Raw genomic sequence first — 26072 nt, 5'->3', positions numbered from 1 at the left:
CAGGTCCATCGGAGGAACAGCGATTCGTGACGTGTGAACGGGGCACATGACGACGGTAGACGGCTTCTCTGTGGGATACACGGCCGACCCGACGGTCCTGTTGACGTCAGAAGTATTAGTAGAAGTCAGAGTAGAGCGAGACAGCTGCTTACAGGCCGAGCATCTCGCGAGCTTCGGCCGGTGTAGCGATCGGACGTTCGAGTTCCTCTGCGATCCTGGCCGTCCGTCGGACCAGTTGTGCGTTGCTTTCCGCGAGTTCCCCCTTGCGGTAGTAGATGTTGTCCTCCATACCGACGCGGACGTGACCGCCCATCGTGATCGCCGCGGTCGTCATGGGTAGCTGGTGTTTCCCGACGGCGAGGGCCTGCCACTCGACGGGGTCCGGGAGGTTGTCGACGAAGTTGATCAGGTTTCGTGGACCGGGCGGCATCCCGTTCTGCATCCCGAAGATGACCGTCGCCCAGTAGGGTGCGTCGAGGAGCCCCTCCTCGATGAGGTGGTCCGCCTCGGGAATCTGGCCTGGGTTGAACAGCTCGAGCTCGGGTTTCACACCGGCATCGCGCATCCGCTCGGCGTACTCCTCGTTCTGTTCGCGCGTGTTCACCGCCGTTCTCGTCTGCCCGAAGTTGATGGGACCGAGGTCGATGGTCGCCAATTCCGGTCTGGGTTCGGTCTCGAGTATCGGTGCGATCCGTTCTTCCCGTGAGTAGATTCCGCCGCCTCCGGTGGTGAAGTTCACGATGATGTCGTCACAGTACTCGTCGATGCAGTCGCGAATCTCCTGGAAGCGCGCAACGTCCTTCGTCCCGTCTCCGTCTTCGTCACGGGCGTGGATGTGGACGATCGACGCTCCCGCCTCCTCGCATTCTGCGAGGTCCTGGGCTATCTCCTCTGGCTGTTCTGGCAGGTTCGGGTTCGCCTCCTTCCCCTGATGGCCGCCGGTCGTTGCGACGCTGATGACGAGCTTCTTCTCGAAGTAGTCGCTGTAGCCACGGTACGGCATATGCTACAACCAGCGGGTATCCAAGATTTATAATTTTGGGTGGTTCCGAGGGTTCGGCAATCGAAAATACTCTATGAATATATACACAATCTTTATATCACGTCTCTCGTAGCTTTTGATATATGGTATCAGGAAGCACTGCCATCGTTACCGGTGGCGGTCGAGGAATCGGACGTGCTATCTGTCGTGCGCTGGCTGCAGAGGGTACAAACGTCGTGATCGCGGACATCGACGCCGAGGAGATGGCCGAGACGGCGGAACTCGTCGAGGCTGAGGGCGTACGTGCCCACACTATCCAGACGGACCTTCGCTCGTTCGAGGACGTCGAATCGACGGTCGACGAGGCACTCGCAGAGTTCGAGACCATCGAGATTCTGGTCAACAACGCGGGTATCGCCGGGCCGACCGCGGAATGCGAGTCGGTCGACCCCGACGACTGGGACCAGACGCTCGCTGTCAACCTCCGCGGACCGTTCTACATGTGCCGACAGGTACTGCCCGCGATGAAGGAGCAGTCGTACGGACGTATCGTGAACATCGCATCGGTGACCGGGAAGCGGCCGCTCACACAGCGACTTCCCTACGCGACAACGAAGATGGGCCTCATCGGGTTCACCAGGACGCTCTCCGCGGAGGTCGGCAAGCACGACATCAACGTCAACGCGATCTGTCCGGGGTCGGTCGACGGTCCTCGAATCAAACGGGTCTTCGAGGCCAAGGCGGAGGCTTCGGGACGGACCTACGAAGCAGTTCGTGGGGATGCTGAAGCAGAGAGTCCGCGGAACGAGCTCGTGCAGAAGGAAGACATCGCGGGCGTCGTCGCATTCCTCTGTTCGGAGGACGCGAACCGCATCACCGGGCAGGACATCAACGTCTCTGCCGGGAAGGTGATGTATTGACCATCAGCCTGGCAGGTCCGACCTCGTAACTCGTTTCTTCCGGTGTATCCTGTACCCCCGTATTCGCTCACCCCCGTCGGGTACATACCGCCAACCATAATAACATATACATAAATTATAAATGCTACCCCTCGAATCTACGTATTGTTCGAAGCATGGCACGAGATAGCAGGAACCAATCACGGCGGAGATTCATGAGTAGAACTGCACTCGGCGGGGCAACGGTTGGCCTCGGCGGACTCGCTGGCTGCCTCGGCGGTGACGGAGGTAGCGGCGGCGGTGGCGGCGATGGCGGCGGTGGCGGCGGTAACGGTGGAAGTTCCGGTGGCGGCGGTGGTGGTGGTGGCAAATCGATGGCGACCATCACGCGACTCTCCAACGCGTACTGGGGTTCCTGGGTCAAGGGCTACAAGGAAGCTGCAGCCGCGCTCGGGTACGAGACGAACGTGCAGCTCAACGAGGGTAAACTGAGTAAACAGATTCAGCAGGTCGATTCCGGAATCGCGAACAACGTCGACCTCATCATGGGGCAGGCGTTCACGAACTCCGGTGTCCCCCCGATCGCCGAGGCAGCAGTCGATGCCGGTGTCCCGCTGACGATGCTCTGGACCATCGACAAGTGGTATACTCCACAGGACGCCGGCGACGAGTTCGTCCAGTTCTTCATGCCGAACGCGATTAACAACGGCTACACCGCCGCGAAGGCGCTCTTCGAATCGATGGGCGGAAGCGGGAACATCGTCCACATCGAGGGCGTGCGCGGGAACGCCGCCAACACCGGTCGTAACCTCGGTCTCGAGAAGGCGATGAAGGAGTACCCGGACATCAATCTCCTCGCACCGCCCCAGCAGGGTCGCTGGGTGAAGTCCGAGGCCCGCAAGGTCATGTCCGACTTCGTCTCCCAGTTCGGGGACAAGATAGACGGCGTGTTCGGACAGAACGACGCCGTCGGTCTCGGAGCGCTCACCATCGCCGAGGAGAACGACCTCGACGTCGAGGTCGTCGGTATCGACGGCATTCCGGAGGCGCTACAGCTGGTCGAAGAGGGCCGGTTCACCGCCTCCGTGTCTTCGCTCGGTCCGTGGCAGGGTGGCTGGTGTCTGGTCAAGGCGCACGACTTCGCCAACGGGTGGAGGCCGAAGCCCGGCGAGCGGATGATGCTGCACGGCAGTCCTCTGCTCGTGAAGGAGACGAGCGACTTCGACATGATAGAGACGCTCCCCGTCATCGACGCGGGCAACTTCAACGAACTCATCTTCGAGGGCGACTCCACGCCGTACGACTGGAAGAAGATGTCCGTCGTCGAGGCCGGTGAGGACAGCTGGGACCCGCAGAACTCGCTCGTCCCCATCCGGAAGGAGGACATGGTCGCGCCGGGGCTTCTCAGCTGGAAGGAAGATAATCGTCCGAGCGGCTACGAGATACCGTCCGTGTACTCCGATTCGGCCGCACTGGACGAGGTCGAGAAGATGTACGCGGACCACTACCAGACCAACCCCCTCGAGTGATCACCACTACCTCGCTCTGTGAGAACCATGGCAAATAAGATGACACAAACCGCAGCACCCGACGACACGTTCTCCGACCCACCGGAGGGGACGTCGAGCCTCCGTGTCCACGACATCTCGAAGTCCTTCCGGCACGTCACCGCCCTCGACGGGGTCTCGCTCCACATCGACAAGGGTGAGGTCGTCGGTCTCGTGGGCGAGAACGGCGCTGGAAAGAGCACGCTTCTCAACATCCTCACCGGGGTGTTGCAGCCGGACGGCGGGGAGATAACCATCGACGGCGAGTCGGTCTCCCTGTCGAGTCCACGGGAGGCGGCCGAGTACGGCGTCTCTCTGGTCCACCAGGAACAGGACGTCATTCCGAACCTCAAGGGCTACGAGAACCTGTTCCTCGCACGTGAGTCGTCCCGTCTCGGTGTGCTCAAGCAGAGCGAGATGAGTGCGGCGGCTCAGGAGTTCGTCGACGACCTCGGTATCGACCTCGACGTGGACAAGTACGTCAAGGACTACTCGTTCAACGAACGGCAGATGCTGGAGATCGCGAAGGCGTTCCACCGTTCCAGTAAATCCGACAATCCTGTCATCCTGCTCGACGAACCCACGGCTGGGCTCGAGGAGGCTGGACGCGAACTGCTGTTCGAACGTATCGACGACCTCCGTGACCAGGCGACGTTCGTCTTCGTGTCTCACGAACTCGACGAGGTGTTGGAGGTCACGGACCGCGTGTACGTCCTCAAAGACGGTGAACTGGTCCACGAGGTCGCATCGGCCGACGCGACCCAGGACCTGCTCCAGGAGAAGATGGTCGGTCGTGAGAGCTCGTCCGAATACTACAAGATTCCGGACCAGCGCGACCAGGAATCCCTCGGCGAGCCGACGATGCGCGTCGAGAACCTTCGGACGGAGCACGAGGACATCGGCCCGGTCTCGTTCTCCGTCCGCGAGGGAGAGATATTCGGCATCGTCGGCGTCGAAGGCTCCGGGAAAGAGCGCCTCGGCAGGATGTTAGCCGGGGACCTCCCGGCGACCGAAGGGACGGTCCAGATCGACGGCTCCGTCGTCGAGACCGGCTCCGTCTCCGAGATGGTCGAGGCCGGCGTCGGCTACGTCCCGAAGGACAGGAAGTCGGAGGGGCTGTTGCTGTTCCAGTCCGTGGTGAAGAACACCTCGCTGGCCGCCGTGCGAACCATGAACGGAAAGCTACCCCTGCTCGACCTCGACGGGGAGAAGGAGATGACCGACGACGCCATCGACGAACTGAACATCAAGACGCCGAGCCGGGACGCCCTCGTCCACGGACTGAGTGGCGGGAACCAGCAGAAGGTTGTCCTGGCACGGTGGCTCGCACAGGAATCGTCGGTGCTCGTCGTCGACAACGTCACGAGAGGCGTGGACGTCGGCGCGAAGGAGGAGGTGTACCGCCTCTGCCGCGAACTCACCGAGAAGGGCGTCTCTATCGTGTTCATCGGCGACGAACTGCAAGAGGTCATCGGGATGTCGAACCGCATCGCGGTCATGCGGAAGGGACGGCTCGACGAGAACATCCTCGACGCATCGCCGGGTAACAAACCGACCGAAGAACAACTGATACAGCGGATGATCTAACAATGAGTGGAAGCACGAACGCAAACGCGATTTCGCAGTGGATAGCCGAGCAACGAGAGGAGCGGACACTTCAGGACTGGATCATCGACGTCGGCCCGTTCGCCATGCTGATAGTCCTCGGTGTGATCTTCTCCCTGCAGTCGGAGAACTTCCTCACCTACGGAAACCTCGTCAGCAACGTCGCGAAGAACAGTGCGTTCCTGTTGCTCGTCGCGCTGGCCGGGACGTTCCCCATCCTGCAACAGAGCATCGACCTCTCGGTCGCACAGCTCGTGACGCTCACCGGCGTCGTCGCGGCCGTCCTCGTCGGAGACTACGGTGTCTTCGCACTGCTCATCGCCGTCCTCGTGGGAATGGTCGCAGGCGCCATCAACGGCCTCGTGTTCACGAAGCTCAAGGTTCCGTCGTTCCTGGTCACCCTCGGGACCCTGTCGATAATGGGCGGTCTCGCGCTCATCGTGACCGACGGGTCGTCCATCACGTTCCGGAGCGAGACGGTCAGGAACATCGCCACCGGCGAATGGATTCCCGGCGTCCCGAACCTCGTGATGTGGGGCCTGCTGTTCTACGGCTTCACCGTCTTCCTCGCGTGGCGGACGAAGTTCGGCCGGTACTGCTACGCACTCGGGGAGAACGAGCGCGTCGTCGAACTCGCCGGCGCGAAGGTGGACCGCTACAAGATCTACCCGTTCATCCTCTCGGGGCTGCTCTGCGGGGTCGCCGGCGCGCTACTCGCCGCCCGTATCTCCTCGGGCTCGGCCCAGATGGGCGAGGGGTTCCTCCTGCCGAGCATCGCAGCCATCGTCATGGGCGGTACCGCACTGACCGGCGGTGTGGGCGGCCCACACCGGACGCTCCTCGGCGTCCTCGTCATCGCGGTGCTGCAGAACGGCATGAACCTCACCGCGGTCGACCCGTTCATCCAGGAGATCGTCCTGGGCGTGGTCGTCGTCGCGGCAGTCGCGCTGTCCATCGACCGCCGCAAGATAGACGTGGTGAAGTGAGCGCACCGGGCGCTCCATCGTACCGCTGTCGACCGTAGTTCGACTTTCACCGTTTCTGTTCTGTCGCCCCGGTCGAGCTGGTCGCTGGGTCAACGCACGTTTCTGGCTCTATCACGTACGTTCCTGGCTCGGTCATGCACGTCTGTCGCCACGGCCATCACCACGCTACCAGCTCCAACGTGCTCTACAGTTGGAGAGCGTCGCGTCACCGTCGTCGAAGAATAGTGGACAGAGTGTCGTTCTGCCGGCACACACTCGGTGCCGCCATCTCGGTCTCGTTCGGCAGGTCCGGTGCGTGAGTCGCTAGTCGTCCTGATTGCTGTAGATGCGTTCGTGGCTGTGCGAGTATATCTCGAGCAGGTTGCCGTACGGGTCCTTGCAGTAGGTCAGCGTGTACTCGTCGTCGTCCTCGAATATCTCCCACACGTCGGAGTAGTGGTCGCCGCCGCTCTCGTCGATGCGGGCGGCGAGCCCTTCGACGTCCGGGTCGATGACGCACAGGTGGAACAGCCCAGCTCGCGTCGGGTCGGGCTCCGACGCGTCCCCGGTCGACGTGAACTCGAACAGTTCGATGCCGATCTGGTTCCCGGTCGCGAGGTGTGCGAACCGCATCGTCTCGAACTCGCCGAGGAGGTTCGCGGCTTGCCGACCGCCGTAGCCCTCGTTCGCGGTTATCTCGTCTGGTCCCTTCACGTGGCTGAAGCCGAGGACGTCGCAGTACCAGTCGATCGCTTCGTCGAGGTCCGGAACGGTGAGTCCGACGTGGGCGAGGCCACGCGGATATGGGTTTGCGGACATTCAGTGCCAAGAGATGGCACACAACAGCAAATAGATTCGGGTTCAGCGAGTCGAGCGGTGCGTTACTCGGCCCACGGCGTCCGGTCGACCTTCTCCTCGTCGTCGGGGTCGACGGTCCGGACCTCACGGTCGATCGCGTCGATGCGGGCGATGTCGTCGTCGGTGAGTTCGAGGTCCAGTGCGGCGTAATTGTCCGCGATGTGGTCTCCCGATGCCTTCGGGATGGCGGCGACGTCGTCCTTGCTGAACAGCCACGCGAGGCTGACCTGTGCGACGCTGACGTCGTGGGCGGCGGCTATCTCCTGCAGGACCGGCTCGTCGAACACCTGCCCCTGCGCCAGCGGCGAGTAGGCGACCAGCTGCATCCCCGCCTGCTGGACGTACTCGACCAGTTCCTCCTGGTGGAGGAGCGGGTGCATCTCGACCTGTGTCGCCAGAACGGGTGCGTCAAGTATCTCGCGCGCGTCGTCGAGCAGTGCGGGCGTGAAGTTACTCAGGCCCACTCCACGGATCTTGCCCGCGTCGTAGAGCTCGTCGAACGCACCGAGCGTCGCTTCAGGGTCGTACGCGTTCGTCGGCCAGTGGACGTAGAGGACGTCGATGCTGTCCAGTCCCAGTCGCTCGAGGCTCTCGTCGGTCGTCCGATGGACGTCGTCGGCACCGAGGTTCTCGGGGAGGACCTTGGTCGCGACGGTCACCTCGTCTCGAGGAACAGGGGCCTGGGCGATGCCCTGGCCGACGACGTCCTCGTTCTCGTACCACTGCGCGGTGTCGATGTGTCGATACCCGATGTCGAGCGCGGTCTCGATGGTCGCCGGGTCGGTCACGCCGACGGTGCCGAAACCGAGCCGGGGAATGTCGTCTGCAGTCATCGTCACGGCTCCACGAGAATCTTGACGTGCTCGCTCTCGGGGTCGAGCAGTTCTTCGAGCCCATCTTCGACGATGTCCGCCAGATCGATACGGGCGGTTATCATCGGCTCCGGGTCGAACTCCCCGGATTCGAGGAAACTGGTGACCATCTCGAACTCGCGGTCTGCGAGCGGACCGCTCAGGTAGCCGTTCGAGCCGTTGATGGTCCGTTCGACGACGACCAGTTCGTTCGGGGTCAGCCCGACGTCGTCGTCGGAGATTCCGACGCAGGTTATCTGTCCGCCGCGTTTCGTCGCCTCGATGGCGGCCTTGAACGTCGGTTCGATGCCGACCGCCTCGAACGCCACGTCGACGCCACCGTCGGTCGCGTCGGTGATGGCCTCTACGGCGTCAGTCGCTGTTGGGTCGAGCGTGGTCGTCGCACCGACGGACTCGGCTATCTCCCGTCGCTTCGCGCGTGGCTCGGAGACGAACACCTCCGTCGCGCCAGCTGCTCTCGCGGCCTGGACGATGGAGATTCCGATGGGGCCGGCACCGAAGACGGCGATGCTGTCGCCGGTCTGCATCCCGGAGCGTCGGGTCGCGTGGACGCCCACGCTGAACGGTTCGACGAGTGCGCCGTATTCGACGGGGACGCTCTCGGGGAGCTGGACGACGTTCGCTGCGGGCACCACCGCGGCGTCAGCGAACCCCCCGCTCTCGGCCGAGAGGCCAACGTTCGCGACTGACTCACAGAGGTTGTGACGCCCCTCGTCACAGTACCGACAGTCGCCACAGACCATCGCGGGGTTGACCGTGACTGCGTCGCCCACTTCGACGCCAGTGACGTCGTTCCCGACTGCCGTGACGGTCCCGCTGAACTCGTGGCCGAGCGGGATGGGCAAGGAGACCCCCGTCAGCGGGTGGTTGTCTCCCTCGCCCGGTATCAGGTCTGGGCCGTCTTCGTACTCGTGCAGGTCGGTTCCGCAGATGCCACAGGCGGCGATTTCGATCCGGACGTCGTCGGCACCGAGGTCGGGTTCGGCGACCGATTCGACACGGAGGTCTCCCGGGCCGTAGTAATTTGCAACCCTCATGGGGCGTAGTAACACGGACCATGCACAAAAGCGTTCGTTTCTGTCAATCCTCGCGACCGTACGTAGGGAGACGACGTCTGCTGCAGTCAGCGTCAGTCGTCCGCCGGGAGTGCTGAGACGTGGTCGTCGGGAACGGTGCCGTCGTCGTTCCAGTCGCGTTCCGCGTAGTACTCGTCGAGTGCCGCTTCGAAGTCTGGGAGCTCGTACGGGAGGCGGTCGTCTGTGCGGTCGAAGCCGCGCTGGTTGTTGAAGTGACGCTCGAGTTCGACGATGCGAGAGCCGATGGCGAGCATGTCGTCGTAGTCGCCGTCGAACAGGGCCTCGTACCGGTCGACGGTCATCGTCCCGCGCGCGAAGCGACAGACGATGCCGCAGTCTTCGAACGCCCGTGCGTTCTCCTGGCGGACGACGAACGGGGCCTTGTCCTCCAGACCGTGCTTCGACAGCGCCTCGGAGCTGTCGACCAGCGGATACTCCCAGGAGTAGAGCGTGGTGTACATGTGGTCGGCACCGCGGTTGGCCACCGCGTACGAGAGCCCCTGGCCGTGGAGCGTCCGGCCGTCGTGGGCGGCGAACTCCAGTCCCTTCACCGACCAGTTCTCGACGCCGAGCTCTTCGTGACTGCGGGCGACGCCCTCCGCCAGCAGGTCGCCGACGTCTTCGCGGTAGGCGATCTTCTCGACGAGGTCGAAGATGAGCTCGGTGTTGCCGAACTCGTCCTCGCTCGCGAGGTACGCGGAGATGACGTCCCCGCAGGAGATGGTGTCCAGCCCGAACTCGTCGCAGAGGCTGTTCGACTTCATCACGTCGACGACGTCGTCGACGCCGGCGTTCGACCCGAACGACATGACCGTCTCGAACTCGGGACCCTCGGTCTCGACCCCGCGCTCTTCGTCCTTCGTGGGCAGCTTGCAGGCGTAGGCACAGGCGGAGCAGGTGCCCTTCTTGTACTTCTTCTGCTCGACGCTGTCGCCGTTGATTCCCTCCACGCCCTCGAACGAGAGTTCGGAGAAGTACCGCGTCGGCAGCGCCTCGACCTCGTTCGCGAGGTCGGTGACGTTGGTCGTCCCCTGGCGCTTCATCAGGCTGTCCGAGGTCGCCGCGTCTCGGTGGACGTCCATCTGGACCGGCGGAATCTCTATCTCGGGGCGGGAGTCGCCGTCGAACGTGACCGCCTTGACGTTTTTCGACCCGAGCACTGCACCCAGTCCGCCGCGGCCGAACGCCCGGCTCTCGGTGGTCATGATGGAGGCGAACCGGACCCCGTTCTCGCCGGCAGGCCCGATGCAGGCGGTGTGCTCGGCGTCGAGGCCGTGCTCAGATTCGATGTAGTCGACCGTCTCCGGGACGGTGGCCTGTTCGAGTTCGGGAACGTCCTCGAACCGAACCTCGTCGTCGGAGACGTGGACGATGACCAGCTCGTCGCTGGCACCGGTGAACTCGACGGCTGCGTAGCCCGTGTCCGCCAGGTGCCGGGACATGAAGCCGCCGGCGTTCGACGAGAGCAGGCCGCCGGTCAGCGGAGAGACGCTCGTGCAGTTCATGCGGCCGGTGAAGCTCATGTTCGAGACCTGCATCGGGCCGGTGCTCAGGTAGACCCGGTTCTCGGGCCCGAGCGGGTCCGCGTCGAACGGCACGCGCTCGTGCGCGAGTTTCGTCGCGACACCCCGGCCGCCGACGAACGCCGTAAGCAGTTCGTCGATGTTCTCGGTGGTGGTCGTGCGGTCCCCACAGTCGATGGACAGCAGGGGCCCCTCAGTGTGAAGCATACACAGAGTACAGTCTCGAACGCGCTACAAAATCGTTACGACAGGCGCAACTTCGTTCCGACAGCCGCTACCGGCAGGCGCGTTCTTCAGGCCGTGAACCCGCCGTCCAGCACGAGGTTGTGGCCGGTCATGTACGACGACTCGTCGCTCGCGAGGAACAGGGCAGCGTCGGCGACCTCGTCGGGCTGGCCAGCGCGGCCGAGGGGAGTCTGTTCGAGGAGGCCACCCGCGGTGTCGCCGTCCTCCTGGGTCATCGCCGTCTCGATGAGGCCGGGATTGAGGGCGTTGACGCGGATGTCGTTCTCGCCGTGTTCGACGGCGAGCTGACGCGTGAGGTTCGTGACCCCGCCTTTCGAGGTGCAGTAGAGCGAGGAGTTCGGCAGCCCGCGGATGCCGGCGATGGAGGACATGTTGACGATTCGGCCGCCATCGTCCTGCTCCAGCATCACCTCGACAGCTGCCTGACAGCCGAAGTAGACGCCCTTGAGGTTGATGTCCATGAGGAACTCGAAGTCCTCCTCGCTCGCTTCCTCGACGGGGAGCTGTCGGTCGACGCCGGCGTTGTTCACCATGACGTCGAGGGAGCCAAAGGCCTCGACGGTTCGGTCGACGGCGTGACGAAGGGCGTCGACATCGGTTACGTCGGTCTGGACGAACTGGGCGTCACCGCCGTCCGATTCGATGAGTTCGTGCGTCGGCTCGCCTCCGAGTCGCGGTTCTTCCTGAAGGTCCGCGACCGTCACGCTCGCGCCCTCCTCCGCGAAGCGGCGTGCGATGGCTCGACCGTTGCCCGATGCGGCACCGGTCACCAGTGCTACGCTATCCGTGAGTCTACCACTCATGCTTCATCGTACCAACCGACTGTGATTCAATAAGTGTTGCCCGGCCCCACGTCGAGGAGATGCAAGTAGTGTGACCCGACAATGTTTGGAAACATCCATAACTTTAATACGGTATGTCGGGAATCAACACACTGTATGCTAGAGTCTGGCGCATTAGTGGTTGACTCGGTCAGTCACTGTTTCAACCACACACCCGACAACCACAAGCATCCACACGCCCAGCGGTGGGACGACGAGACCTACGAACTCGGCGCGAAACTTCTACCGGACAGCCACGTCCCGTCGGAAGAGGTCTTCTACCGTGACCACTCGCCCGAGGAACTGGCCCGGCTCATCTTCCTCGAGAGTCAGATCGACTACACGGTGTACCACTCGCTGCCGCTCGACGACTACTTCCACGACGGATACGTCTCGCGCGAGAAAGGGTTCGAGTTCTGCGAGCAGAACCCGACCCGAACGTCGATGTACGTCGACATCAACCCGCTCGAAGACGACGCCGTCGAGCAGGTCCACCACTACGCGTCGAAGGACTTCGTCAAGGGCATCAAGCTCTATCCGTCGCGCTACCAGAACGGGCAGGACCTCTCGCTGCAGCTCACCGAGGACGCCGTCTGGCCCATCCTCGAGGCGGCTGCCGACAGCGACGTCGACACCGTGGCGATGCACAAGTTCATCCCGTTCGCGACGGCGCCGGTCCGGTACTTCCGGATGGCCGACGTCGAGGACGCGGCACTGTCGTTCCCGGACCTGAACTTCGAGATCATCCACGCGGGCTTCTCGTTCCTCGAGGAGACAGTGTTCGCGATGGCGAGCCACGAGAACGTCTGGGCGAACCTCGAGAACACGGCCTGTATGGTCAACACGCGCCCGCGCAAGTTCGCCGAGTCGCTCGGCGAGATGCTGTACTGGGCCGGCCCGGACCGCATCCTGTTCGCGAGCGGGGCGACCGCGCTGCACCCGCAGCCGCCCATCGAGGGCATCTGGAACTTCGAGATGCCGGAGGACCTCCGCATGAACCAGGACTACCCCGAGGTCACCCAGGAGGACAAGGAGAAGATCCTCGGCGGGAACGCACTCCGCATCCTGGGGAAGGATCCCGAGGACGTGCGCAACCAGATAGAGGGCGACAAGTGGGATCAGAAGCGGCGGGAACTCCGTGAGGACGACGCGTTCCCGGCCGACCCGTGGTCCACCTACGACACCGACGCATGAGCACGACAAGCCACATCACCGCCGACCAGGAGTTCGACGACCCGCTCAAGTCCGCCATCAAGGCGGAACTCGACCAGGTGCTCGACCCGTGCAGCTGCATGAGCAACCACCCGGTCAGCATCCTCGACCTCGGTCTCGTCGAGGACATCGAGACGCGAGACGGCGGCCGCCACGTCGAGGTCACGCTGCTGCTGACCTCGCAGCTCTGTACGTACTTCATCGACATGAACGACGAGATCATCGAGCGCGTCGAAGCGCTCGACGGTGTCGAGACGGTCGACGTCCACCAGGACACCAGCGGCCAGGTCTGGACACAGGAGCGGATGGCCGAAGACGAGCGGAGAGAGCGCCGTGAGCGGTTCCTGAACCGTATGGACGAGGCTGGCGTCACGCCGTACGCGGAGCGAACCAGCTGACGAACCGGACAGACACGAAAACGACAGCCAACCCGAATCCGTGCGCGCGGCCGAGACGAGTCTGTTCCAGCACCCACCACAGCTATCCACCGTGCGGCCTCCCGGCCGCTCACCGTCTCGCCGCTTCTCCCGAAAATAGACCGAACAGCGACCGCTACCGTCTCACTGTACAACCGACTCGATATCGTCGAGTGCCGCCGGATTCTCCATCGACGAGAGGTCGCCCGGGTCCTCCCCTCGATAGACGGCCTCGACCGCCCGCCGGATGACCTTCCCGGACTGCGTGCGAGGGAGGTCGTCGACGAACAGAAGCTCGCGGGGACGGAACGGTTTGCCCTGTTCCGCACCGACGAGTTCGCGGAGCTCGCCGGCGAGTTCGTCGCTCGGCTCGACGCCCGGTTCGGTGATGACGAACGCGACGACGGCGGTCCCGGTCGTGTCGTCGGGGACGCCGACGGCCGCGGCCTGGTTGATGTCCTCGTGTTCGCAGAGGACGCCCTCTATCTCCGCGGGCCCGACCTTCCGGCCGGCCACGTTGAGGGCGTCGTCGGCACGGCCGTGGAGGAACCAGAAGCCGTCCTCGTCCTGCTGGGCCCAGTCGCCGTGGTCCCAGAGGTCGTCCCAGGTGCTCCAGTACTCCTCGAGGTAACGCTCGTCGCCGGACCAGAGCGACTTCGTCATGCTCGGACAGGAGTCGCGCGCGACGAGATAGCCGCGCTCGTGGTCGTCGCGGACGCTCTCACCGTCTGCGTCGACGATGTCGATATCCATGCCGAGCCCCGGCCCGCCGAGGCTGCACGGTTTGAGGTCGTTGATGGGCATCGGCATGAGGAAGCAGCCGCAGATCTCCGTGCCGCCGGAGATGTTGATGATGGGTGCCTCGCAGCCGCCGACGTTCTCGTAGAACCACTGCCAGGACTCCGGGTCCCACGGCTCGCCCGTGCTGCCGAGGATACGCAGGCTGGAGAGGTCGTGCTTCTCGACCCAGTCGTCCCCATGCTTTCGCAGGGCGCGGATGGCAGTCGGCGAAATACCGAACTGCGTCAGGTCGTGCCGGTCGATCATCTCCCAGAACCGGTCGGGCTCGGGGTGGTCGGGTGCGCCCTCGTACATGAAGACTGTCCCGCCGAACGCGTGGTTCCCGATGAGCGTCCAGGGGCCCATCATCCAGCCGATGTCCGAGACCCAGAAGAACCGGTCTGCGGGCTGCTGGTCGAAGCCGAAGTGGAGCTCCTTGGCGCACTGCATCAGTGCGCCGGCGTGGGTGTGGACGATGCCCTTCGGCGTCCCTGTGGTGCCCGAGGAGTAGAGGAGCATCGACGCCTGACCCGAATCGAGTTCCTTGGTGTCGTAGGCGTCGTCCTGGGTCTCCACGACCTCGTGCCACCACTCGTCTCGCCCGTCGGTCCAGGGCACGTCGACGCTAGATTCCGCGTCGGACCCACCGAGGCGGTCGTAGACGACGGTGTGTTCGACGTAGCCGGCCTCCTCGATGGCCTCGTCGGCGGCCCCTTTGAGCTGTATCTCGCCGCCGCGGCGGTAGAACCCGTCGCCGGTGAACAGGACCGAACATTCCGCGTCGGCGATGCGGGTCGCGGCGGCGTCCACCCCGAAGCCGGAGAAGATGGGAACGGCGATGGCGCCGACCTTGAAGCAGCCGTAGAGGATGGAGACGACCTCGGGGACCATCGGCATGTAGAGGCCGACCGTATCACCGGTCTCGATGCCGGCCGATTCGAGGTAGTTCGCGACCTTGTTCGCCTGGCGATGAAGCTCGTGATAGGTTATCTCTCGAACACCGTCGGACCGCCGGCCCGACGAGCCTCCGCTCGCGCTGCTCGCGGAGACGTCTCCCGGCTCGCCTTCCCAGATGAGTGCCACCTTGTTCCGCGTCTCGCTGTCGCGTTCCGCGTGACGGTCGACGACATTATGGGCGGTGTTGATGGTGCCGCCGTGGTACCAGTCAGTGAACTGTGGTCCGCCGATGCTCGCGGTTTCACCGCTCGCGTCTTCCGTGGCGCGGTGCGCCCCGCTATCGTCTCTGACCGAATCGTACTCCTCGTAGAACTCGATATCCAGGTAGTCGACCAGTTCGTCCCAGAACCAGTCGACCCCTGACTCGGGGACCCCGTCGACCTCGCTCGTGGTCCGTTCGATGAGCTCGTCGTAGTCGTCGATATCGTACTCCTGCATGAACGTCCAGACGTTCGTCGACTCGACGAAGGCCTGTGACGGCTGATGCGCTATCGCTGCAGAGTCCGTGGGCTGGTCTGACATGGCGTCTGTCCTACTGTGACGGCATCCCACACTATAAGAGGCCCGGATGCCGGTAGTGCCTGCGACGGGCCGGTGAGGACGGAGAATCAGTCGCTACTCGAACTGCCCTTCGTCCCTGTACTCCTGGCCGAGTTCGACGTAGTGCTCGTGCGTTCGCGATATCTCGTCGAGCTGGGCCTCACTCAGGGGCTTCGTCTTCGCAGGCGTCCCGTACGCCAGGTGGCCCTCTGGAATCGTCTGGTCCTGCAGGACGACCGAGTTGGCCGCGACGATGCAGTTCGACTCGACGGTCGCACCCCGCAGCACGGAGCTCTGCATCCCGACGAGTGAGTGGTCCTCGATGGTCGCGTAGTCGACGACCGCGCTGTGGCCGACGGTCACTTCGTCGCCGAGGGTCGCGCCGTGGAGCATGGTGAACTCCTGGACGTTCGTCTCCTTGCCGACGTCGACGGGTGCGCCGTCGCCCCGGAGGCAGACGAACGGCCAGAGGCTCGCTCGCTCGTCGACTGCGACGTCGCCGACGAGGTAGGCCATCTCGGAGACGAAGGCGGAGTCGGCGACCATCGGGCTCGTATCTCGAAGTGGTTTCTGCATACGGATGGTTGTGTGGGCGGGTGGTATAGTGCTATTCCCTCGGCCGAAACACGAGGAGCCGTTTCCCAGTGGTCGGGGAGTCCTCTACGGTGGGGACGACCGCGGTTCCGGTCGTGCCGGCGTTCGCGTCCAGCCCGCGAACTCTCCCTGTGAGCGTGACCGGGCCGAATTGAGCGATGCCGACGACGTACGGCGTCTCGTCCTCGAAGCCGGTCGGGGCGACGTGGACCGTCGTCGCGTCCTCGAGTTCGCCGGCCTCGGAAAGAGGATGCGGGGTAAGCGCTTCGTCGCCGCACACCGGACAGCGCTGCGTGGGCGGGACCGCGCCGTGGCCGGACGCACAGCGAAGATAGTAGCCGTCGTCGGACGCGACTGCGTCGAGGAACTCGTCGAACCCGGCGTCTCCGCCGTGGTCGCTGGGCTCGCTCATTCTGCGACTACCTCCGGACCTTCGGCCCGGCGTACTCGCATTCGCTCACTTCGTTCGTTCATGCGACCACCTCCAACACGTGCACGACTGCACTCGCGACGGTGCCACCGGCGTTGTGGGCGAGGCCGACCCGGGCGTCGGACACCGCGTCGCTGTGGTGGTGCTCGCCCTGAAGGAGTTCGGTCAGCTCTACGATCTGGGCGACGCCGGTCGCGCCGACCGGATGTCCCTTCGCCTTGAGTCCCCCCGAGAGGTTGACCGGCAGTTGTCCATCTCGGGTCGTCTCGCCGTCGGCGGCCGCGCTGATACCCGCCCCCGGTTCGTAGAACCCGAGCGCTTCGAGCGCCAGGACCTCCGCGATGGTGAAGCAATCGTGGAGTTCGACGAGGTCGACGTCCGCTGGGGTGATACCCGCCTGGTCGTACGCGTCGGATGCTGCCTGTTCCGTCGCGGCCGTGTAGGCCCGGTTCGCCCGGCGCTGGAGCGCCAGCGTGTCGCTCCGCTGACCCGTCCCCGTCACTGCGACCGGCGCGTCGAGGTCGTGTTCCTCGGCGTACTCGTCGCTGACCAGGACGACGGCTGCCGCCCCGTCGCTGATGGGACAGGCGTCGTACAGTCCGATGGGGTCGGAAATGGACGGTGCATCGAGCACGTCGTCGACCGTGATCTCGTGTCTGAGGTGGGCGTTCTCGTTGTCGAGCGCGTTGTCGTGGTTCTTGACCGCGATGGCCGCCAGGTCCTCCCGGGAGCCGCCGTACTCGCGGAAGTACGCCTCGGTCAACAGCGCGTACGCGGCCGGAAAGGTCATCCCGACGCGACGTTCGTGGAGGTCGTCGGCGGCCAGTGCCAGCGCGTCGGTCGCCTCGTTCACGTCGACGTTGCTCATCCGTTCCATCCCGCCGACGAGGACGACGTCCGCGTCGCCGCTCCGTATCGCGCGGACCCCGGCTCGCATCGCGACCCCGCCGGACGCACAGGCACTCTCGAACCTGGTCGCCGCCGCGGTCGTCCCGGCGACTTCGGCCGCGAGCGGCCCTTGATGTCCCTGCGACTCGGTGACCTCGCCGATGAAGTTGCCGTACAGTACCTCGTCGATGTCCTCACGCGGCACACTGGTGTCTGCCAGCGCCCCACGTGTCGCCTGGGCGAACAGCGCTCTCCCCGTCTGTTCCGGGTGCTCGCCGAACGGAGTCACCGCTACGCCCGCTATGCGGACTGGTTGCATACAGCAATAGTGAACGGTACCCCGGGTTGTAGCTATTGCGATGGAGACAATATCGGACGGCCCGGATCTGCCGGGAGTTATTCGGTTGGTCTTCGGTCGGCGCACAGTCGGGGATGGCCGGTCAGATTGCCGGTCACAGTGATTCGCTCGCGTGAGAGTGGCCAGACTCGTCGACCGTGAGGCGGGTGATGACCGTCGCTACGACCAGGCCGCCCATGACGGCGACGATGACCGGCATGGCCTGCGTGATACCGACCTGCCCCGCGAGAATCCCCACGACGAACGGTCCAGCAGTGATTCCCAGGAAGTTCGCCCCGGTTGCGATTGCGTTGACGGGGCCGCTGAACGCCGGGGTCGAGTCGACGCCGAACGCCGAGAGCGTCGGGAAGAAACCGGCGACGAAGAACCCGAGGCTCATCACGGCGGGGAGGAAGAGTGGTTCGATGCGGAGCACGAACGCGACGACGAGTAGCGGAAGCGAGGCGAGGCCGACGACTGCCACGAGGTCGAGCTGATGGAACCGGTCGACGAGCACGCTGTAGATGAGGCGTGCCGGGATGTACATGACGAGGAAGCTCGACAGGAGGACGTTGGCCGACGACCGCGGCATGAACTGCGACGCGTAGAAGGGGAGCCACGTGAAGACAGTCCCCTCGATGGCGCCGCTACAGACGAGCGCGGCGACCATGCCCAGGATGGCAGGTTTCCGAAGAACGCCCCGGAGTCCCTCGACCGATATCGACGCCTCCGACCACGACTCCGACGGGAGGTCGAAACGCCACATGGCGACGAGAAGCGGCAGGAACGCCAGTCCCATCAACGTGTAGACCAGCCGCCAGTCGGCGGTCTTCAGGACCGCGTTCACGAACAGCGGGCCGGTCGTCGCGCCGACCGCCCACAGCAGCGCGTACAGGTTGAACAGGCGCCCCCGACCGTCCGGATAGAGGTGGCTGAGCAAGGGTCGGTCGAGCGCGCGAACCGTTCCGATGCTCGCACCCTGGACGAAGAGGAACACGAGCAGCGTGACGAACGACGAGGTCACGCCGATGAGGAACGACCCGACGACCGTGGCCGCGGTCCCGAGGATGAGCATCCGTTTGACGTCGAGGGAACCCGAGCGCATCCCGACCACCATCACGGCGAGGAGGAGCCCGAGCGTCCCCGCCGGGCCGACCATTCCGAGCAGGTCCTGTGTGACGACGAACTCGCTCTCGAAGCTCGGTAAGAGCGCTCCCCGTGCCTGTTGCAGGACGCCGTGACAGGCGACGAACAGGAACAACACGGCTGTCCAGGCACGACGATTTGCCATGGTGAGGTGATACATACCGAGGGATTTAATAAGTGCTGTCGGTGGCAAATGTCGGTTCGCTTCTCCCCCATCGTGACACGTCGCGTGACGCGGGTTCGCCACACATTTCTACCGTTCGCTCGAGAGTAGAGTCAAGAATGACGCTCGACGACGACGCCCGGGAATACCACCGCGCCGACCCACCGGGGAAGGTGGAGATATCCACGACCAAACCGACCAACACCCAGCACGACCTCTCGCTCGCCTACTCGCCGGGCGTGGCCGCCCCCTGCCGCGACATCGCCGCCGACCCCGGCGCGGCGTACGACTACACCGCGAAGGGCAACCTCGTCGGCGTGGTCTCGAACGGGTCGGCCGTCCTCGGCCTCGGTGACATCGGCGCGCAGGCGTCGAAACCCGTCATGGAGGGCAAGGGTGTCCTGTTCAAGCGCTTCGCCGACATCGACGTCTTCGACGTGGAGCTCGACATCGACGACGTGGACCAGTTCGTCGACACCGTCGCCGCGATGGAGCCGACGTTCGGCGGTATCAACCTCGAGGACATCGCCGCACCGGACTGTTTCGAGATAGAGGAACGTCTCCGTGACCGGATGGACATCCCCGTCTTCCACGACGACCAGCACGGGACCGCCATCATCTCCGGCGCCGCGCTCCTCAACGCCGCAGACATCGTCGGAAAGGACCTCGACGACCTCTCCGTGACGTTCGCGGGGGCGGGGGCGGCCGCCGTCGCCACGGCGAACTTCTTCGTCTCGCTCGGGGTACCCGTCGAGAACGTCACCATGTGCGACATCGACGGCATCATCACCACCGAGCGGGTCGAGAACGGAAACGCCGACGAGTACAACGGGCGGTTCGCACAGGACGTCCCGGCCGGCGGGGTCGCAGAGGCGATGGTGGGCGCGGACGTGTTCGTCGGCCTCTCGGTCGGCGGCATCGTCGACCAGGAGATGATACGGTCGATGGCCGACGACCCAATCGTCTTCGCGATGGCCAATCCAGACCCCGAGATCGGCTACGAGGAAGCCAAGGGTGCTCGCGACGACACCGTCATCATGGCGACGGGGCGCTCGGACTATCCGAACCAGGTCAACAACGTCCTCGGCTTCCCGTTCCTCTTCCGGGGAGCCCTCGACGCGCGGGCGACCGAGATAAACGAGGCGATGAAGCGGGCCGCCGCCGAGGCGCTGGCCGACCTCGCCAGACAGGACGTTCCCGACGCGGTCGTCAAGGCCTACGGCGACGAGGCGCTCCAGTTCGGCCCCGAGTACCTCATCCCGAAGCCGCTCGACCCGCGGGTGCTGTTCGAGGTCGCCCCAGCGGTCGCTGGAGCGGCGATGGAGTCGGGCGCGGCCCGGACCGACCTGGAACTCGAGGCGTACCGCGAACGGCTCGAGGCCAGGCTCGGTAAGAGCCGCGAGATGATGCGCATCGTCTACAACAAGGCCAAGCGGGACCCGAAACGCGTCGCCCTCGCCGACGGGGACGACGAGAAGATGGTCCGCGCAGCCGCCCAGCTCGACTCGCAGGGGCTCGCAGAACCCGTCCTCATCGGTCCCCGGTCGAAGATCCGCCGGACCGCCGCGGACCTGGGTCTTGAGTTCGAGCCCACCGTCGTCGACCCGCGCGATGCGGGCTACGACCACTACGCGGACGAACTGTACGAGCGCAGGGCACGAAAGGGTCTGACCCGGCGCGAGGCCGGCGAGCTCATTCAGCGCGACGCGAACTACTTCGGGAGCATGATGGTTCGTCAAGGCGACGCCGACGCGCTTCTCACGGGGCTGACCAACCACTACCCGTCCGCCCTCCGGCCGCCGCTGCAGGTCATCGGGACCGCGGACGACGCCGAGTACGCGGCCGGCGTCTACATGCTCACCTTCGACAACCGGGTCGTCTTCTGTGCGGACGCGACGGTTAATCAGGACCCCGACGAGACCGTCCTCGCCGAGGTGACGAAGCACACGGCCGCACTGGCGCGTCGATTCGACGTCGAACCCCGCGCCGCACTGCTCTCGTACTCCGACTTCGGCTCGGTCCAGAACGAGGGGACCCGGAAGCCGCGTCGTGCCGCGGAGCTGCTTCGCGACGACCCGACCGTCGACTTCCAGGTCGACGGCGAGATGCAGGCCGACACGGCCGTCGTCGAGGACATCCTCACCGAGACGTACGAGTTCTCGGAGCTGGACGGCCCCGCGAACGTCCTCGTCTTCCCCAACCTCGAGGCGGGGAACATCGCGTACAAGCTCCTCCAGCGACTCGGCGGGGCGGAGGCCATCGGCCCGATGCTCGTCGGTATGGACGAACCCGTCCACGTGCTCCAGCGCGGCGACGAGGTCAAGGACATCGTCAACCTGGCGAGCGTGGCCGTCGTCGACGCCCAGCGCTGAGACCGGCTCAGTCGGCTGACTCGTCGGTGACAGACTCGGCACCCTCGAGCGGCGTGGTGTTCCCCCGGACGATATCGGGACCATCAGCTAACGGCTTTGCCCACTCGACCGCATTCGCCAGGACCTGCTGGACATCGTCGTCGTGATAGATGGGGTAGGTCTCGTGGCCTGGGCGGAAGTAGAAGATCCGTCCCTGTCCCCGGGTGTAGCAGCACCCGGAGCGGAAGACCTCGCCTCCTTCGAACCAGGACGTGAAGACGAGAGTGTCGGGCTGGGGAACATCGAAGTGTTCGCCGTACATCTCCGTCTCTGGAAGTTCGATGTACTCCTCGATGCCATCGACGATGGGATGGCTGGGCTCGACGACCCAGAGCCGTTCCTTCTCGGCGGCCTCCCGCCATTTCAGGTCACAGCTCGTACCCATTAGTGCCGTGAACGGCTTCGAGTGATGTGCCGAGTGGAGGACGATCAATCCCATCCCCTCGAGGACGTGTCGTTCGACACGGGCAACCACCTCGTCGCTGACCTCGTGGTGTGCGGTGTGCCCCCACCAGACGAGCACGTCCGTCTGTGACAGGACCGCCTCGGTGAGGCCATGATCCGGCCCTTCATCGAGCGTTGCTGTCCGTGTCTCGAATCCTCGTTCCTCGAGCGCATGTGAGATGGTACCGTGGATTCCCTCAGGATAGATGTCAGCCACCGCGTCGTCTTCCCGTTCGTGACGGTATTCGTTCCAGACCGTGATGGAGGGGCTCATTTCATCGACTGTTGTTGTACCGTCTACAAGAGTCCTCCGCCAGGGCCCGGGGCGTCGCCCCAGCTGGGGAAGGAAACTGAACGCTCGGTTACCTTCAGAGGGTTTCGAGAAACCCCGAACCAGTCTCGATAGAGGCTGCGGGATCTTCGGGTTCGTCGTGTTCGTAGATGAGCCACTCCGCACCGGCGGACTCGGCAGCCTCCGCACAGGCCGCCATGTCGACGTCTCCTTGACCGATTTCGCGGAACGCTCCGCTCTCGGTTGCCATGTCCTTCATGTGGACCAGCTCGATACGGTCGGCGTACCGGTCGATGTACTCGACCGGGTCGGCGCCGGCCGTCGCGACCCAGCCGACGTCTATCTCGAAGCCGAGACCGGGGACCGACTCGAGCAGCCGGTCGATGGGGCGCGTCCCGTCGACGGCCCGGAACTCGTGGTCGTGGTTGTGGTAGTGAAGCGGCCAGTCGTACGCGTCGGCCGTCACGGTGAGGGAGGCGAGCCGGTCGACGGTCGATGCGACCGACTCGGTATCCGAGAACGCCTCTGGCGGTAGCCACGGCACGACGGCACTCGGAGCCCCGAGCGTCTCGGCGTACGTTTCGTACGCCGCCCCGAAGTCCGATTCGAGGTCTTCGATGCCGACGTGGACACCGGCCACTTCGAGGTTCAGACGGTCGAGCGTCTCGGCCACCGCTGTCGGCGTCGCGTCGCGAAATCCACCGGCGAACTCCACCCCGTCGTAGCCCGCGTCAGCGACTCGTTCGAGTAGGGCTTCCATCGGTTCCTCGAGGTCTCTGACGCTGTAGAGGTTGATAGCAGTCTTCATCTGCCTCGTTCCAGACTGACCGGCTGGTCGGTGGCTGCGGACTCGTTCACGTCGACGACCTTCCTGTCTTCGGGCCGGACGTGGAAGGAGGTCCAGTCACGCATATTGGCTACGTTCGCGGAGTGAGCGCAGCCGAACTCGGCCGCGAAGTCACGACCAATCGACCCGGTTCGGCACGATCCGGCGACGAGCTGGGCATCCTCGCCATCGACGACAGAGTGTGTCTCAGCGTCGGAGTCGATTTCGGCGAGTGCCAGGGGAGTGGTAGCCATCGTTCGGGTTCTCTAACGCGGATGGCATAATCCTTGCTACTGTCTGTCGGTCCGGGATCGACCTTCGCTGGCGGCGGAAGTGCTCTCAGAAGGTATCGGGTGTCTGTGTGATGCTATGAGGACATCCGGCACCTTCGTCGAGGTCGCACCAGTGCTGGCGAAGATTCCGAGGCCTCGGTTGGTTCGTTCGTCCTCTGCTGTCGCGGAATTGGTCCGTCGGCTGTCGTGTGATTCAGACCACTCTTCACCATCTATCGAGTCCGGAGAGTATCCGTCTGGTTCGTCATCGCGTGACCCACCGCAGCAGCTCGGATTCCCCTCGGTCATCGGTCTGCTCGTGGTGTCGCACTGATAACGGGTTGGGAGATCGGGTACTGGTGTCCCTGCCCAAGCAGCATCAGTGATTCCCGCCAGATTGAGCTTGGCTCCGTGGCACAGTCTTGACTACCTATAGAAATGGATAGAAAGAGAATTGGCAAAAATAAAATGTTGCCGTTCAGTATAACTGGTCAGTGATACTGGAAACCCAGAGGAAGTAGATGCGAATAGGTTCTCAATCTCTGCATTTACTATTCGATATCTGGCCAATGAATGAGTGTCCGGTTTACATACATTCTACCTCATGTCATGTATGCGGATTCAATATTTTACGACTGGTTGACCTCTATCTCGTTCGCTTTCTCCATGACTATCGGAGCGATCTCGTCGATGTACTCGTCGGTGAACGTCGTCGCATAGCCACTCGTCGAGATGGCGCCGAGCATCGAACTGTTCGGCTGACGGACGAAGGCACCGACCGAACACGACCCGACGGCGTTCTCCTGGTCGTTGACCGCGTACCCTCTCTCGCGAATCTGTTCCAGCTCCGCCATCAACGTCGGCTTGTCGGTAATCGTCTGTTCGGTATGCTTCGTCAGTCCCTGTTCCTCGATTATCGCGTCGACCCTGCTCTCGGGGAGCTGTGCGAGCATCGCCTTCCCGATCGCAGTCGAGTGAAGATGTGCGGTCGTTCCGATGGGCGTAATCGACTGGATGGCTGGATTGCCGAACTCGGTCATGTAGATGACGACCGCGAGGTTCTGCTCGACGACGGCGAGGTGGACCACGTGACCGACTTCGAGCGCCAACTGGTCTGCCACGCTCTTACCGTGCTTGTAGAGTGGGAACTCTTCACGGACGAGATTGCCGATATCGAGGAATCGAAGACTCGGTCTGTGTCCTCTCTCGGTCTCGACGACGAGGCCGGTCTCCCGCAGCGTCGACAGATAGACCGATACAGTCCCTTTCGTTACGTCGAGCGCCGTCGCCAACTCGGTAACGCTCAGATCACCTCTCTCTACGAGTAGTCGGAGTATCTCGTTCGCGGTGATGACCGATTTGATCTTCCGCGTTCCGTTCTCGTCGGTTCCGCCCATGGTCGAGAAGGCACCCGTGACGATAAATATGTTTGGAATACTCAAACAATATACGGTCCCAGATACAATTGATAGCCAGCTTGGGGTATCAACCGCCTCGACACAGGACTCTCTCGATGTCACGAAAAATCTGAGGGGAAGGCCGTTAACGCGACTCTCAGCACACTCAACTTCCTGTTCTGGTCGATGGTCGGAAGAAATCCATCGAGAGATTCATTACGAGGATTACACACGTAGCGATGTAACTGCTTAAATATGGACGTGACACCACACGACTCGGACGGTCATACTCGACTTACACCCGAGAATCGTTTGTGTACATCAAATATGGCTATTTACTTACTCATCCGAGCCAGTCGGCGGAGTATCGACTGACGAACTCGTCACCGACAGCGAACCGCTCGTGCCTGTATGGGGTCAGGTCGAACCGGGGCGTCCTACCCAGGATATCCTGTGCAATCGATTCAGCCAGTGCTGCCGCCTCTTTGAAACCGTGACCGTTCCCGGCGACGGCGTTGTAGAAGTTCTCACACGCCGTCGACGGACCGAGTATCTGGTACCCATCGGGAGTATCGGTGACCACTCCCGTCCACGTGGTGACGACCTGTGCATCGTCGTACCCAGGAAGCCGGTGCTCGATAAGAGACGAGAGGTGTCGAAGTTCAGCTCCCGAGACCGACCCCGAACCGTGCCGCGGGTCGGCGATGTCCTTCCGACCGAAACCGCCGGCGACGAAGCGACCATTCGGTTCGGGCTTCGTGTACAGCCCCGAGTCCATATCGGATAACGAAGGATAGTTCGACGAGTACTCTTCACTCGATTCCAGCACGGCGATCGTCGCTCCGTGCCAGCTGATGGGAAGGTCACACCCGACCATCCGGGCGATGTGCCCGCCGAACGGCCCGGCCGCGTTGACCAGGAGATCCACCTGATACTCGTTTGTCGGTGTGCGGACAGTGGTCACTTCACCCTCGTCCGTGCGGATATCGACGACTTCCGTGTTCGTCCGTACGTCTGCGCCGAGCTCCTGCGCTTTCTGTAAGAAGCCGGTGGCGACCTGGTACGGGTCCGCGCAGCCCGCTTCGTGCTCGATCGCACCGACGGTTACGTCGTCGGGAGAGAGTCCGGGCAGAGACGATGCGAGTTCGTCCGGTGACAGCAGTTCCACGTCGAGGCCCACCTGCTGTTGCAGACGAACGACGTCCCTGAACGCAGCTTCGTTCTCCTCCCCGGCGACCGCAACGAAACCGTTGTTCCTGAACCCCCCATCGCGATCGACGTGGTCCTCGAGGTTCTCCAGTATCTCACGGGCACGTTTGACGATCTTCACGTGGTTCCGGTTGGAGTAGTGGTGTCGGACGATGCCGACGGACCGTGCTGTGGAGATACCACCAGCTGTTCCCTTCTCGAAGAGCACCACGTCGTCGGCCCCGAACCGTTGCAGGAAGTACGCGATGGCAGATCCATAGATTCCGCCGCCGATGATACCGATGCGCATTGGCCCCAGAGATGGGACTCCTCTGGTTATACCTTCCGACCAGACAGTATCGTGGATTTCCATACAACCCACGCC

23 protein-coding genes are annotated in these 26072 nt (G+C 63.7%); 7 read left to right on the top strand and 16 right to left on the bottom strand.

The features are described from left to right. Nucleotides 1-148: 148 nt before the first annotated feature. On the bottom strand, nucleotides 149-1003 hold the full coding sequence (locus tag ACSC1Y_RS15420; protein ID WP_435335825.1) for a beta-keto acid cleavage family enzyme: 855 nt from the start codon (nucleotides 1001-1003) through the stop codon (nucleotides 149-151). Between the two features lie 122 nt (nucleotides 1004-1125). Here ACSC1Y_RS15420 and ACSC1Y_RS15415 point away from each other — a divergent pair, with 122 nt between their 5' ends. From ACSC1Y_RS15415 to ACSC1Y_RS15400, 4 genes are all read left to right on the top strand, one after another. Then, on the top strand, nucleotides 1126-1902 hold the full coding sequence (locus ACSC1Y_RS15415; RefSeq protein WP_435335824.1) for an SDR family NAD(P)-dependent oxidoreductase: 777 nt from the start codon (nucleotides 1126-1128) through the stop codon (nucleotides 1900-1902). A gap of 194 nt (nucleotides 1903-2096) precedes the next feature. Beyond that, on the top strand, nucleotides 2097-3410 hold the full coding sequence (locus ACSC1Y_RS15410) for a sugar ABC transporter substrate-binding protein (RefSeq protein WP_435335823.1): 1314 nt from the start codon (nucleotides 2097-2099) through the stop codon (nucleotides 3408-3410). 39 nt (nucleotides 3411-3449) lie between these two features. Beyond that, nucleotides 3450-5015, top strand: a complete 1566-nt coding sequence (locus ACSC1Y_RS15405; RefSeq protein ID WP_435335822.1) for a sugar ABC transporter ATP-binding protein — start codon at nucleotides 3450-3452, stop codon at nucleotides 5013-5015. A gap of 104 nt (nucleotides 5016-5119) precedes the next feature. After that, entirely contained in the window at nucleotides 5120-6019 is a 900-nt protein-coding gene (locus ACSC1Y_RS15400) for an ABC transporter permease (protein WP_435335961.1), read from the top strand. 303 nt (nucleotides 6020-6322) lie between these two features. Here ACSC1Y_RS15400 and ACSC1Y_RS15395 read toward each other — a convergent pair whose 3' ends face one another. The 5 genes from ACSC1Y_RS15395 to ACSC1Y_RS15375 form a co-directional block, all read right to left on the bottom strand. Next, complete coding sequence (locus ACSC1Y_RS15395; RefSeq protein ID WP_435335821.1) at nucleotides 6323-6817, bottom strand: VOC family protein; 495 nt, start codon at nucleotides 6815-6817, stop codon at nucleotides 6323-6325. Nucleotides 6818-6879: 62 nt separating this feature from the next. After that, nucleotides 6880-7689: an aldo/keto reductase gene (locus ACSC1Y_RS15390; RefSeq protein ID WP_435335820.1), complete on the bottom strand. Its 810-nt coding sequence runs from the start codon at nucleotides 7687-7689 to the stop codon at nucleotides 6880-6882. Nucleotides 7690-7691: 2 nt separating this feature from the next. Continuing rightward, the gene (locus tag ACSC1Y_RS15385; protein WP_435335819.1) at nucleotides 7692-8765 is read right to left on the bottom strand and encodes a 2,3-butanediol dehydrogenase; all 1074 of its coding nucleotides are present in this window, start codon (nucleotides 8763-8765) and stop codon (nucleotides 7692-7694) included. Between the two features lie 92 nt (nucleotides 8766-8857). After that, the gene (locus tag ACSC1Y_RS15380; protein WP_435335818.1) at nucleotides 8858-10534 is read right to left on the bottom strand and encodes an aldehyde ferredoxin oxidoreductase family protein; all 1677 of its coding nucleotides are present in this window, start codon (nucleotides 10532-10534) and stop codon (nucleotides 8858-8860) included. Nucleotides 10535-10620: 86 nt separating this feature from the next. Beyond that, on the bottom strand, nucleotides 10621-11376 hold the full coding sequence (locus ACSC1Y_RS15375) for an SDR family NAD(P)-dependent oxidoreductase (RefSeq protein ID WP_435335817.1): 756 nt from the start codon (nucleotides 11374-11376) through the stop codon (nucleotides 10621-10623). Nucleotides 11377-11511: 135 nt separating this feature from the next. Here ACSC1Y_RS15375 and ACSC1Y_RS15370 point away from each other — a divergent pair, with 135 nt between their 5' ends. Then, nucleotides 11512-12588 (top strand): amidohydrolase family protein, encoded by a 1077-nt coding sequence (locus ACSC1Y_RS15370; RefSeq protein WP_435335816.1) that lies wholly within the window; start codon nucleotides 11512-11514, stop codon nucleotides 12586-12588. Continuing rightward, the gene (locus ACSC1Y_RS15365) at nucleotides 12585-13004 is read left to right on the top strand and encodes a metal-sulfur cluster assembly factor (protein ID WP_435335815.1); all 420 of its coding nucleotides are present in this window, start codon (nucleotides 12585-12587) and stop codon (nucleotides 13002-13004) included. The genes ACSC1Y_RS15370 and ACSC1Y_RS15365 overlap by 4 nt, the downstream gene beginning before the upstream one ends. 162 nt (nucleotides 13005-13166) lie before the next feature. Here ACSC1Y_RS15365 and ACSC1Y_RS15360 read toward each other — a convergent pair whose 3' ends face one another. The 5 genes from ACSC1Y_RS15360 to ACSC1Y_RS15340 all read right to left on the bottom strand — a co-directional run bounded on the left by ACSC1Y_RS15360 (nucleotide 13167) and on the right by ACSC1Y_RS15340 (nucleotide 18839). Next, nucleotides 13167-15281 (bottom strand): AMP-binding protein, encoded by a 2115-nt coding sequence (locus tag ACSC1Y_RS15360; protein WP_435335814.1) that lies wholly within the window; start codon nucleotides 15279-15281, stop codon nucleotides 13167-13169. Between the two features lie 93 nt (nucleotides 15282-15374). Next, nucleotides 15375-15875 (bottom strand): gamma carbonic anhydrase family protein, encoded by a 501-nt coding sequence (locus ACSC1Y_RS15355; protein WP_435335813.1) that lies wholly within the window; start codon nucleotides 15873-15875, stop codon nucleotides 15375-15377. Between the two features lie 31 nt (nucleotides 15876-15906). Then, a complete protein-coding gene (locus ACSC1Y_RS15350; RefSeq protein WP_435335812.1) occupies nucleotides 15907-16305 on the bottom strand; it encodes a Zn-ribbon domain-containing OB-fold protein in 399 nt (132 codons plus the stop codon). A gap of 58 nt (nucleotides 16306-16363) precedes the next feature. Continuing rightward, nucleotides 16364-17530, bottom strand: a complete 1167-nt coding sequence (locus ACSC1Y_RS15345; protein WP_435335811.1) for a thiolase domain-containing protein — start codon at nucleotides 17528-17530, stop codon at nucleotides 16364-16366. A 133-nt stretch (nucleotides 17531-17663) separates the two neighbouring features. Continuing rightward, nucleotides 17664-18839, bottom strand: coding sequence for an MFS transporter (locus ACSC1Y_RS15340; protein WP_435335810.1), 1176 nt, complete (start codon nucleotides 18837-18839; stop codon nucleotides 17664-17666). A 137-nt stretch (nucleotides 18840-18976) separates the two neighbouring features. On the opposite strand from ACSC1Y_RS15340, the gene ACSC1Y_RS15335 reads away from it, so the two are divergent. After that, nucleotides 18977-21229 (top strand): NADP-dependent malic enzyme, encoded by a 2253-nt coding sequence (locus ACSC1Y_RS15335; RefSeq protein WP_435335809.1) that lies wholly within the window; start codon nucleotides 18977-18979, stop codon nucleotides 21227-21229. A 7-nt stretch (nucleotides 21230-21236) separates the two neighbouring features. Here ACSC1Y_RS15335 and ACSC1Y_RS15330 read toward each other — a convergent pair whose 3' ends face one another. From ACSC1Y_RS15330 to ACSC1Y_RS15310, 5 genes are all read right to left on the bottom strand, one after another. Continuing rightward, entirely contained in the window at nucleotides 21237-21986 is a 750-nt protein-coding gene (locus ACSC1Y_RS15330; RefSeq protein WP_435335808.1) for a ThuA domain-containing protein, read from the bottom strand. A 94-nt stretch (nucleotides 21987-22080) separates the two neighbouring features. Continuing rightward, complete coding sequence (locus ACSC1Y_RS15325; protein ID WP_435335807.1) at nucleotides 22081-22812, bottom strand: sugar phosphate isomerase/epimerase family protein; 732 nt, start codon at nucleotides 22810-22812, stop codon at nucleotides 22081-22083. Next, the gene (locus tag ACSC1Y_RS15320; protein WP_435335806.1) at nucleotides 22809-23084 is read right to left on the bottom strand and encodes a hypothetical protein; all 276 of its coding nucleotides are present in this window, start codon (nucleotides 23082-23084) and stop codon (nucleotides 22809-22811) included. Before ACSC1Y_RS15320 ends, ACSC1Y_RS15325 begins: the two co-directional genes overlap by 4 nt. Before the next feature lie 647 nt (nucleotides 23085-23731). Continuing rightward, nucleotides 23732-24499: an IclR family transcriptional regulator gene (locus tag ACSC1Y_RS15315; RefSeq protein WP_435335805.1), complete on the bottom strand. Its 768-nt coding sequence runs from the start codon at nucleotides 24497-24499 to the stop codon at nucleotides 23732-23734. 343 nt (nucleotides 24500-24842) lie between these two features. After that, nucleotides 24843-25997 (bottom strand): NAD(P)/FAD-dependent oxidoreductase, encoded by a 1155-nt coding sequence (locus tag ACSC1Y_RS15310; protein ID WP_435335804.1) that lies wholly within the window; start codon nucleotides 25995-25997, stop codon nucleotides 24843-24845. Nucleotides 25998-26072 lie beyond the last annotated feature (75 nt).

The sequence above is a fragment of the Haloarchaeobius lipolyticus genome (assembly GCF_051208015.1).
Classification (GTDB): domain Archaea; phylum Halobacteriota; class Halobacteria; order Halobacteriales; family Natrialbaceae; genus Haloarchaeobius.
The sequence above is the reverse complement of the archived record's forward strand: the minus strand, read 5'-3'. Positions and strand labels throughout refer to the sequence as shown.

Excerpts from the sequence above, each read along its gene's own strand:
- ACSC1Y_RS15355 (WP_435335813.1), bottom strand. The coding sequence starts at position 15,875 with ATGCAGAAACCACTTCGAGATACGAGCCCGATGGTCGCCGACTCCGCC.
- ACSC1Y_RS15360 (WP_435335814.1), bottom strand. The coding sequence starts at position 15,281 with ATGTCAGACCAGCCCACGGACTCTGCAGCGATAGCGCATCAGCCGTCA.
- ACSC1Y_RS15335 (WP_435335809.1), top strand. The coding sequence starts at position 18,977 with ATGACGCTCGACGACGACGCCCGGGAATACCACCGCGCCGACCCACCG.
- ACSC1Y_RS15310 (WP_435335804.1), bottom strand. The coding sequence starts at position 25,997 with ATGCGCATCGGTATCATCGGCGGCGGAATCTATGGATCTGCCATCGCG.
- ACSC1Y_RS15420 (WP_435335825.1), bottom strand. The coding sequence starts at position 1,003 with ATGCCGTACCGTGGCTACAGCGACTACTTCGAGAAGAAGCTCGTCATC.
- ACSC1Y_RS15385 (WP_435335819.1), bottom strand. The coding sequence starts at position 8,765 with ATGAGGGTTGCAAATTACTACGGCCCGGGAGACCTCCGTGTCGAATCG.
- ACSC1Y_RS15350 (WP_435335812.1), bottom strand. The coding sequence starts at position 16,305 with ATGAGCGAGCCCAGCGACCACGGCGGAGACGCCGGGTTCGACGAGTTC.
- ACSC1Y_RS15390 (WP_435335820.1), bottom strand. The coding sequence starts at position 7,689 with ATGACTGCAGACGACATTCCCCGGCTCGGTTTCGGCACCGTCGGCGTG.
- ACSC1Y_RS15365 (WP_435335815.1), top strand. The coding sequence starts at position 12,585 with ATGAGCACGACAAGCCACATCACCGCCGACCAGGAGTTCGACGACCCG.
- ACSC1Y_RS15395 (WP_435335821.1), bottom strand. The coding sequence starts at position 6,817 with ATGTCCGCAAACCCATATCCGCGTGGCCTCGCCCACGTCGGACTCACC.
- ACSC1Y_RS15320 (WP_435335806.1), bottom strand. The coding sequence starts at position 23,084 with ATGGCTACCACTCCCCTGGCACTCGCCGAAATCGACTCCGACGCTGAG.
- ACSC1Y_RS15370 (WP_435335816.1), top strand. The coding sequence starts at position 11,512 with ATGCTAGAGTCTGGCGCATTAGTGGTTGACTCGGTCAGTCACTGTTTC.
- ACSC1Y_RS15325 (WP_435335807.1), bottom strand. The coding sequence starts at position 22,812 with ATGAAGACTGCTATCAACCTCTACAGCGTCAGAGACCTCGAGGAACCG.
- ACSC1Y_RS15315 (WP_435335805.1), bottom strand. The coding sequence starts at position 24,499 with ATGGGCGGAACCGACGAGAACGGAACGCGGAAGATCAAATCGGTCATC.
- ACSC1Y_RS15415 (WP_435335824.1), top strand. The coding sequence starts at position 1,126 with ATGGTATCAGGAAGCACTGCCATCGTTACCGGTGGCGGTCGAGGAATC.
- ACSC1Y_RS15405 (WP_435335822.1), top strand. The coding sequence starts at position 3,450 with ATGACACAAACCGCAGCACCCGACGACACGTTCTCCGACCCACCGGAG.
- ACSC1Y_RS15330 (WP_435335808.1), bottom strand. The coding sequence starts at position 21,986 with ATGAGCCCCTCCATCACGGTCTGGAACGAATACCGTCACGAACGGGAA.
- ACSC1Y_RS15380 (WP_435335818.1), bottom strand. The coding sequence starts at position 10,534 with ATGCTTCACACTGAGGGGCCCCTGCTGTCCATCGACTGTGGGGACCGC.
- ACSC1Y_RS15340 (WP_435335810.1), bottom strand. The coding sequence starts at position 18,839 with ATGGCAAATCGTCGTGCCTGGACAGCCGTGTTGTTCCTGTTCGTCGCC.
- ACSC1Y_RS15410 (WP_435335823.1), top strand. The coding sequence starts at position 2,097 with ATGAGTAGAACTGCACTCGGCGGGGCAACGGTTGGCCTCGGCGGACTC.
- ACSC1Y_RS15345 (WP_435335811.1), bottom strand. The coding sequence starts at position 17,530 with ATGCAACCAGTCCGCATAGCGGGCGTAGCGGTGACTCCGTTCGGCGAG.
- ACSC1Y_RS15400 (WP_435335961.1), top strand. The coding sequence starts at position 5,120 with ATGCTGATAGTCCTCGGTGTGATCTTCTCCCTGCAGTCGGAGAACTTC.
- ACSC1Y_RS15375 (WP_435335817.1), bottom strand. The coding sequence starts at position 11,376 with ATGAGTGGTAGACTCACGGATAGCGTAGCACTGGTGACCGGTGCCGCA.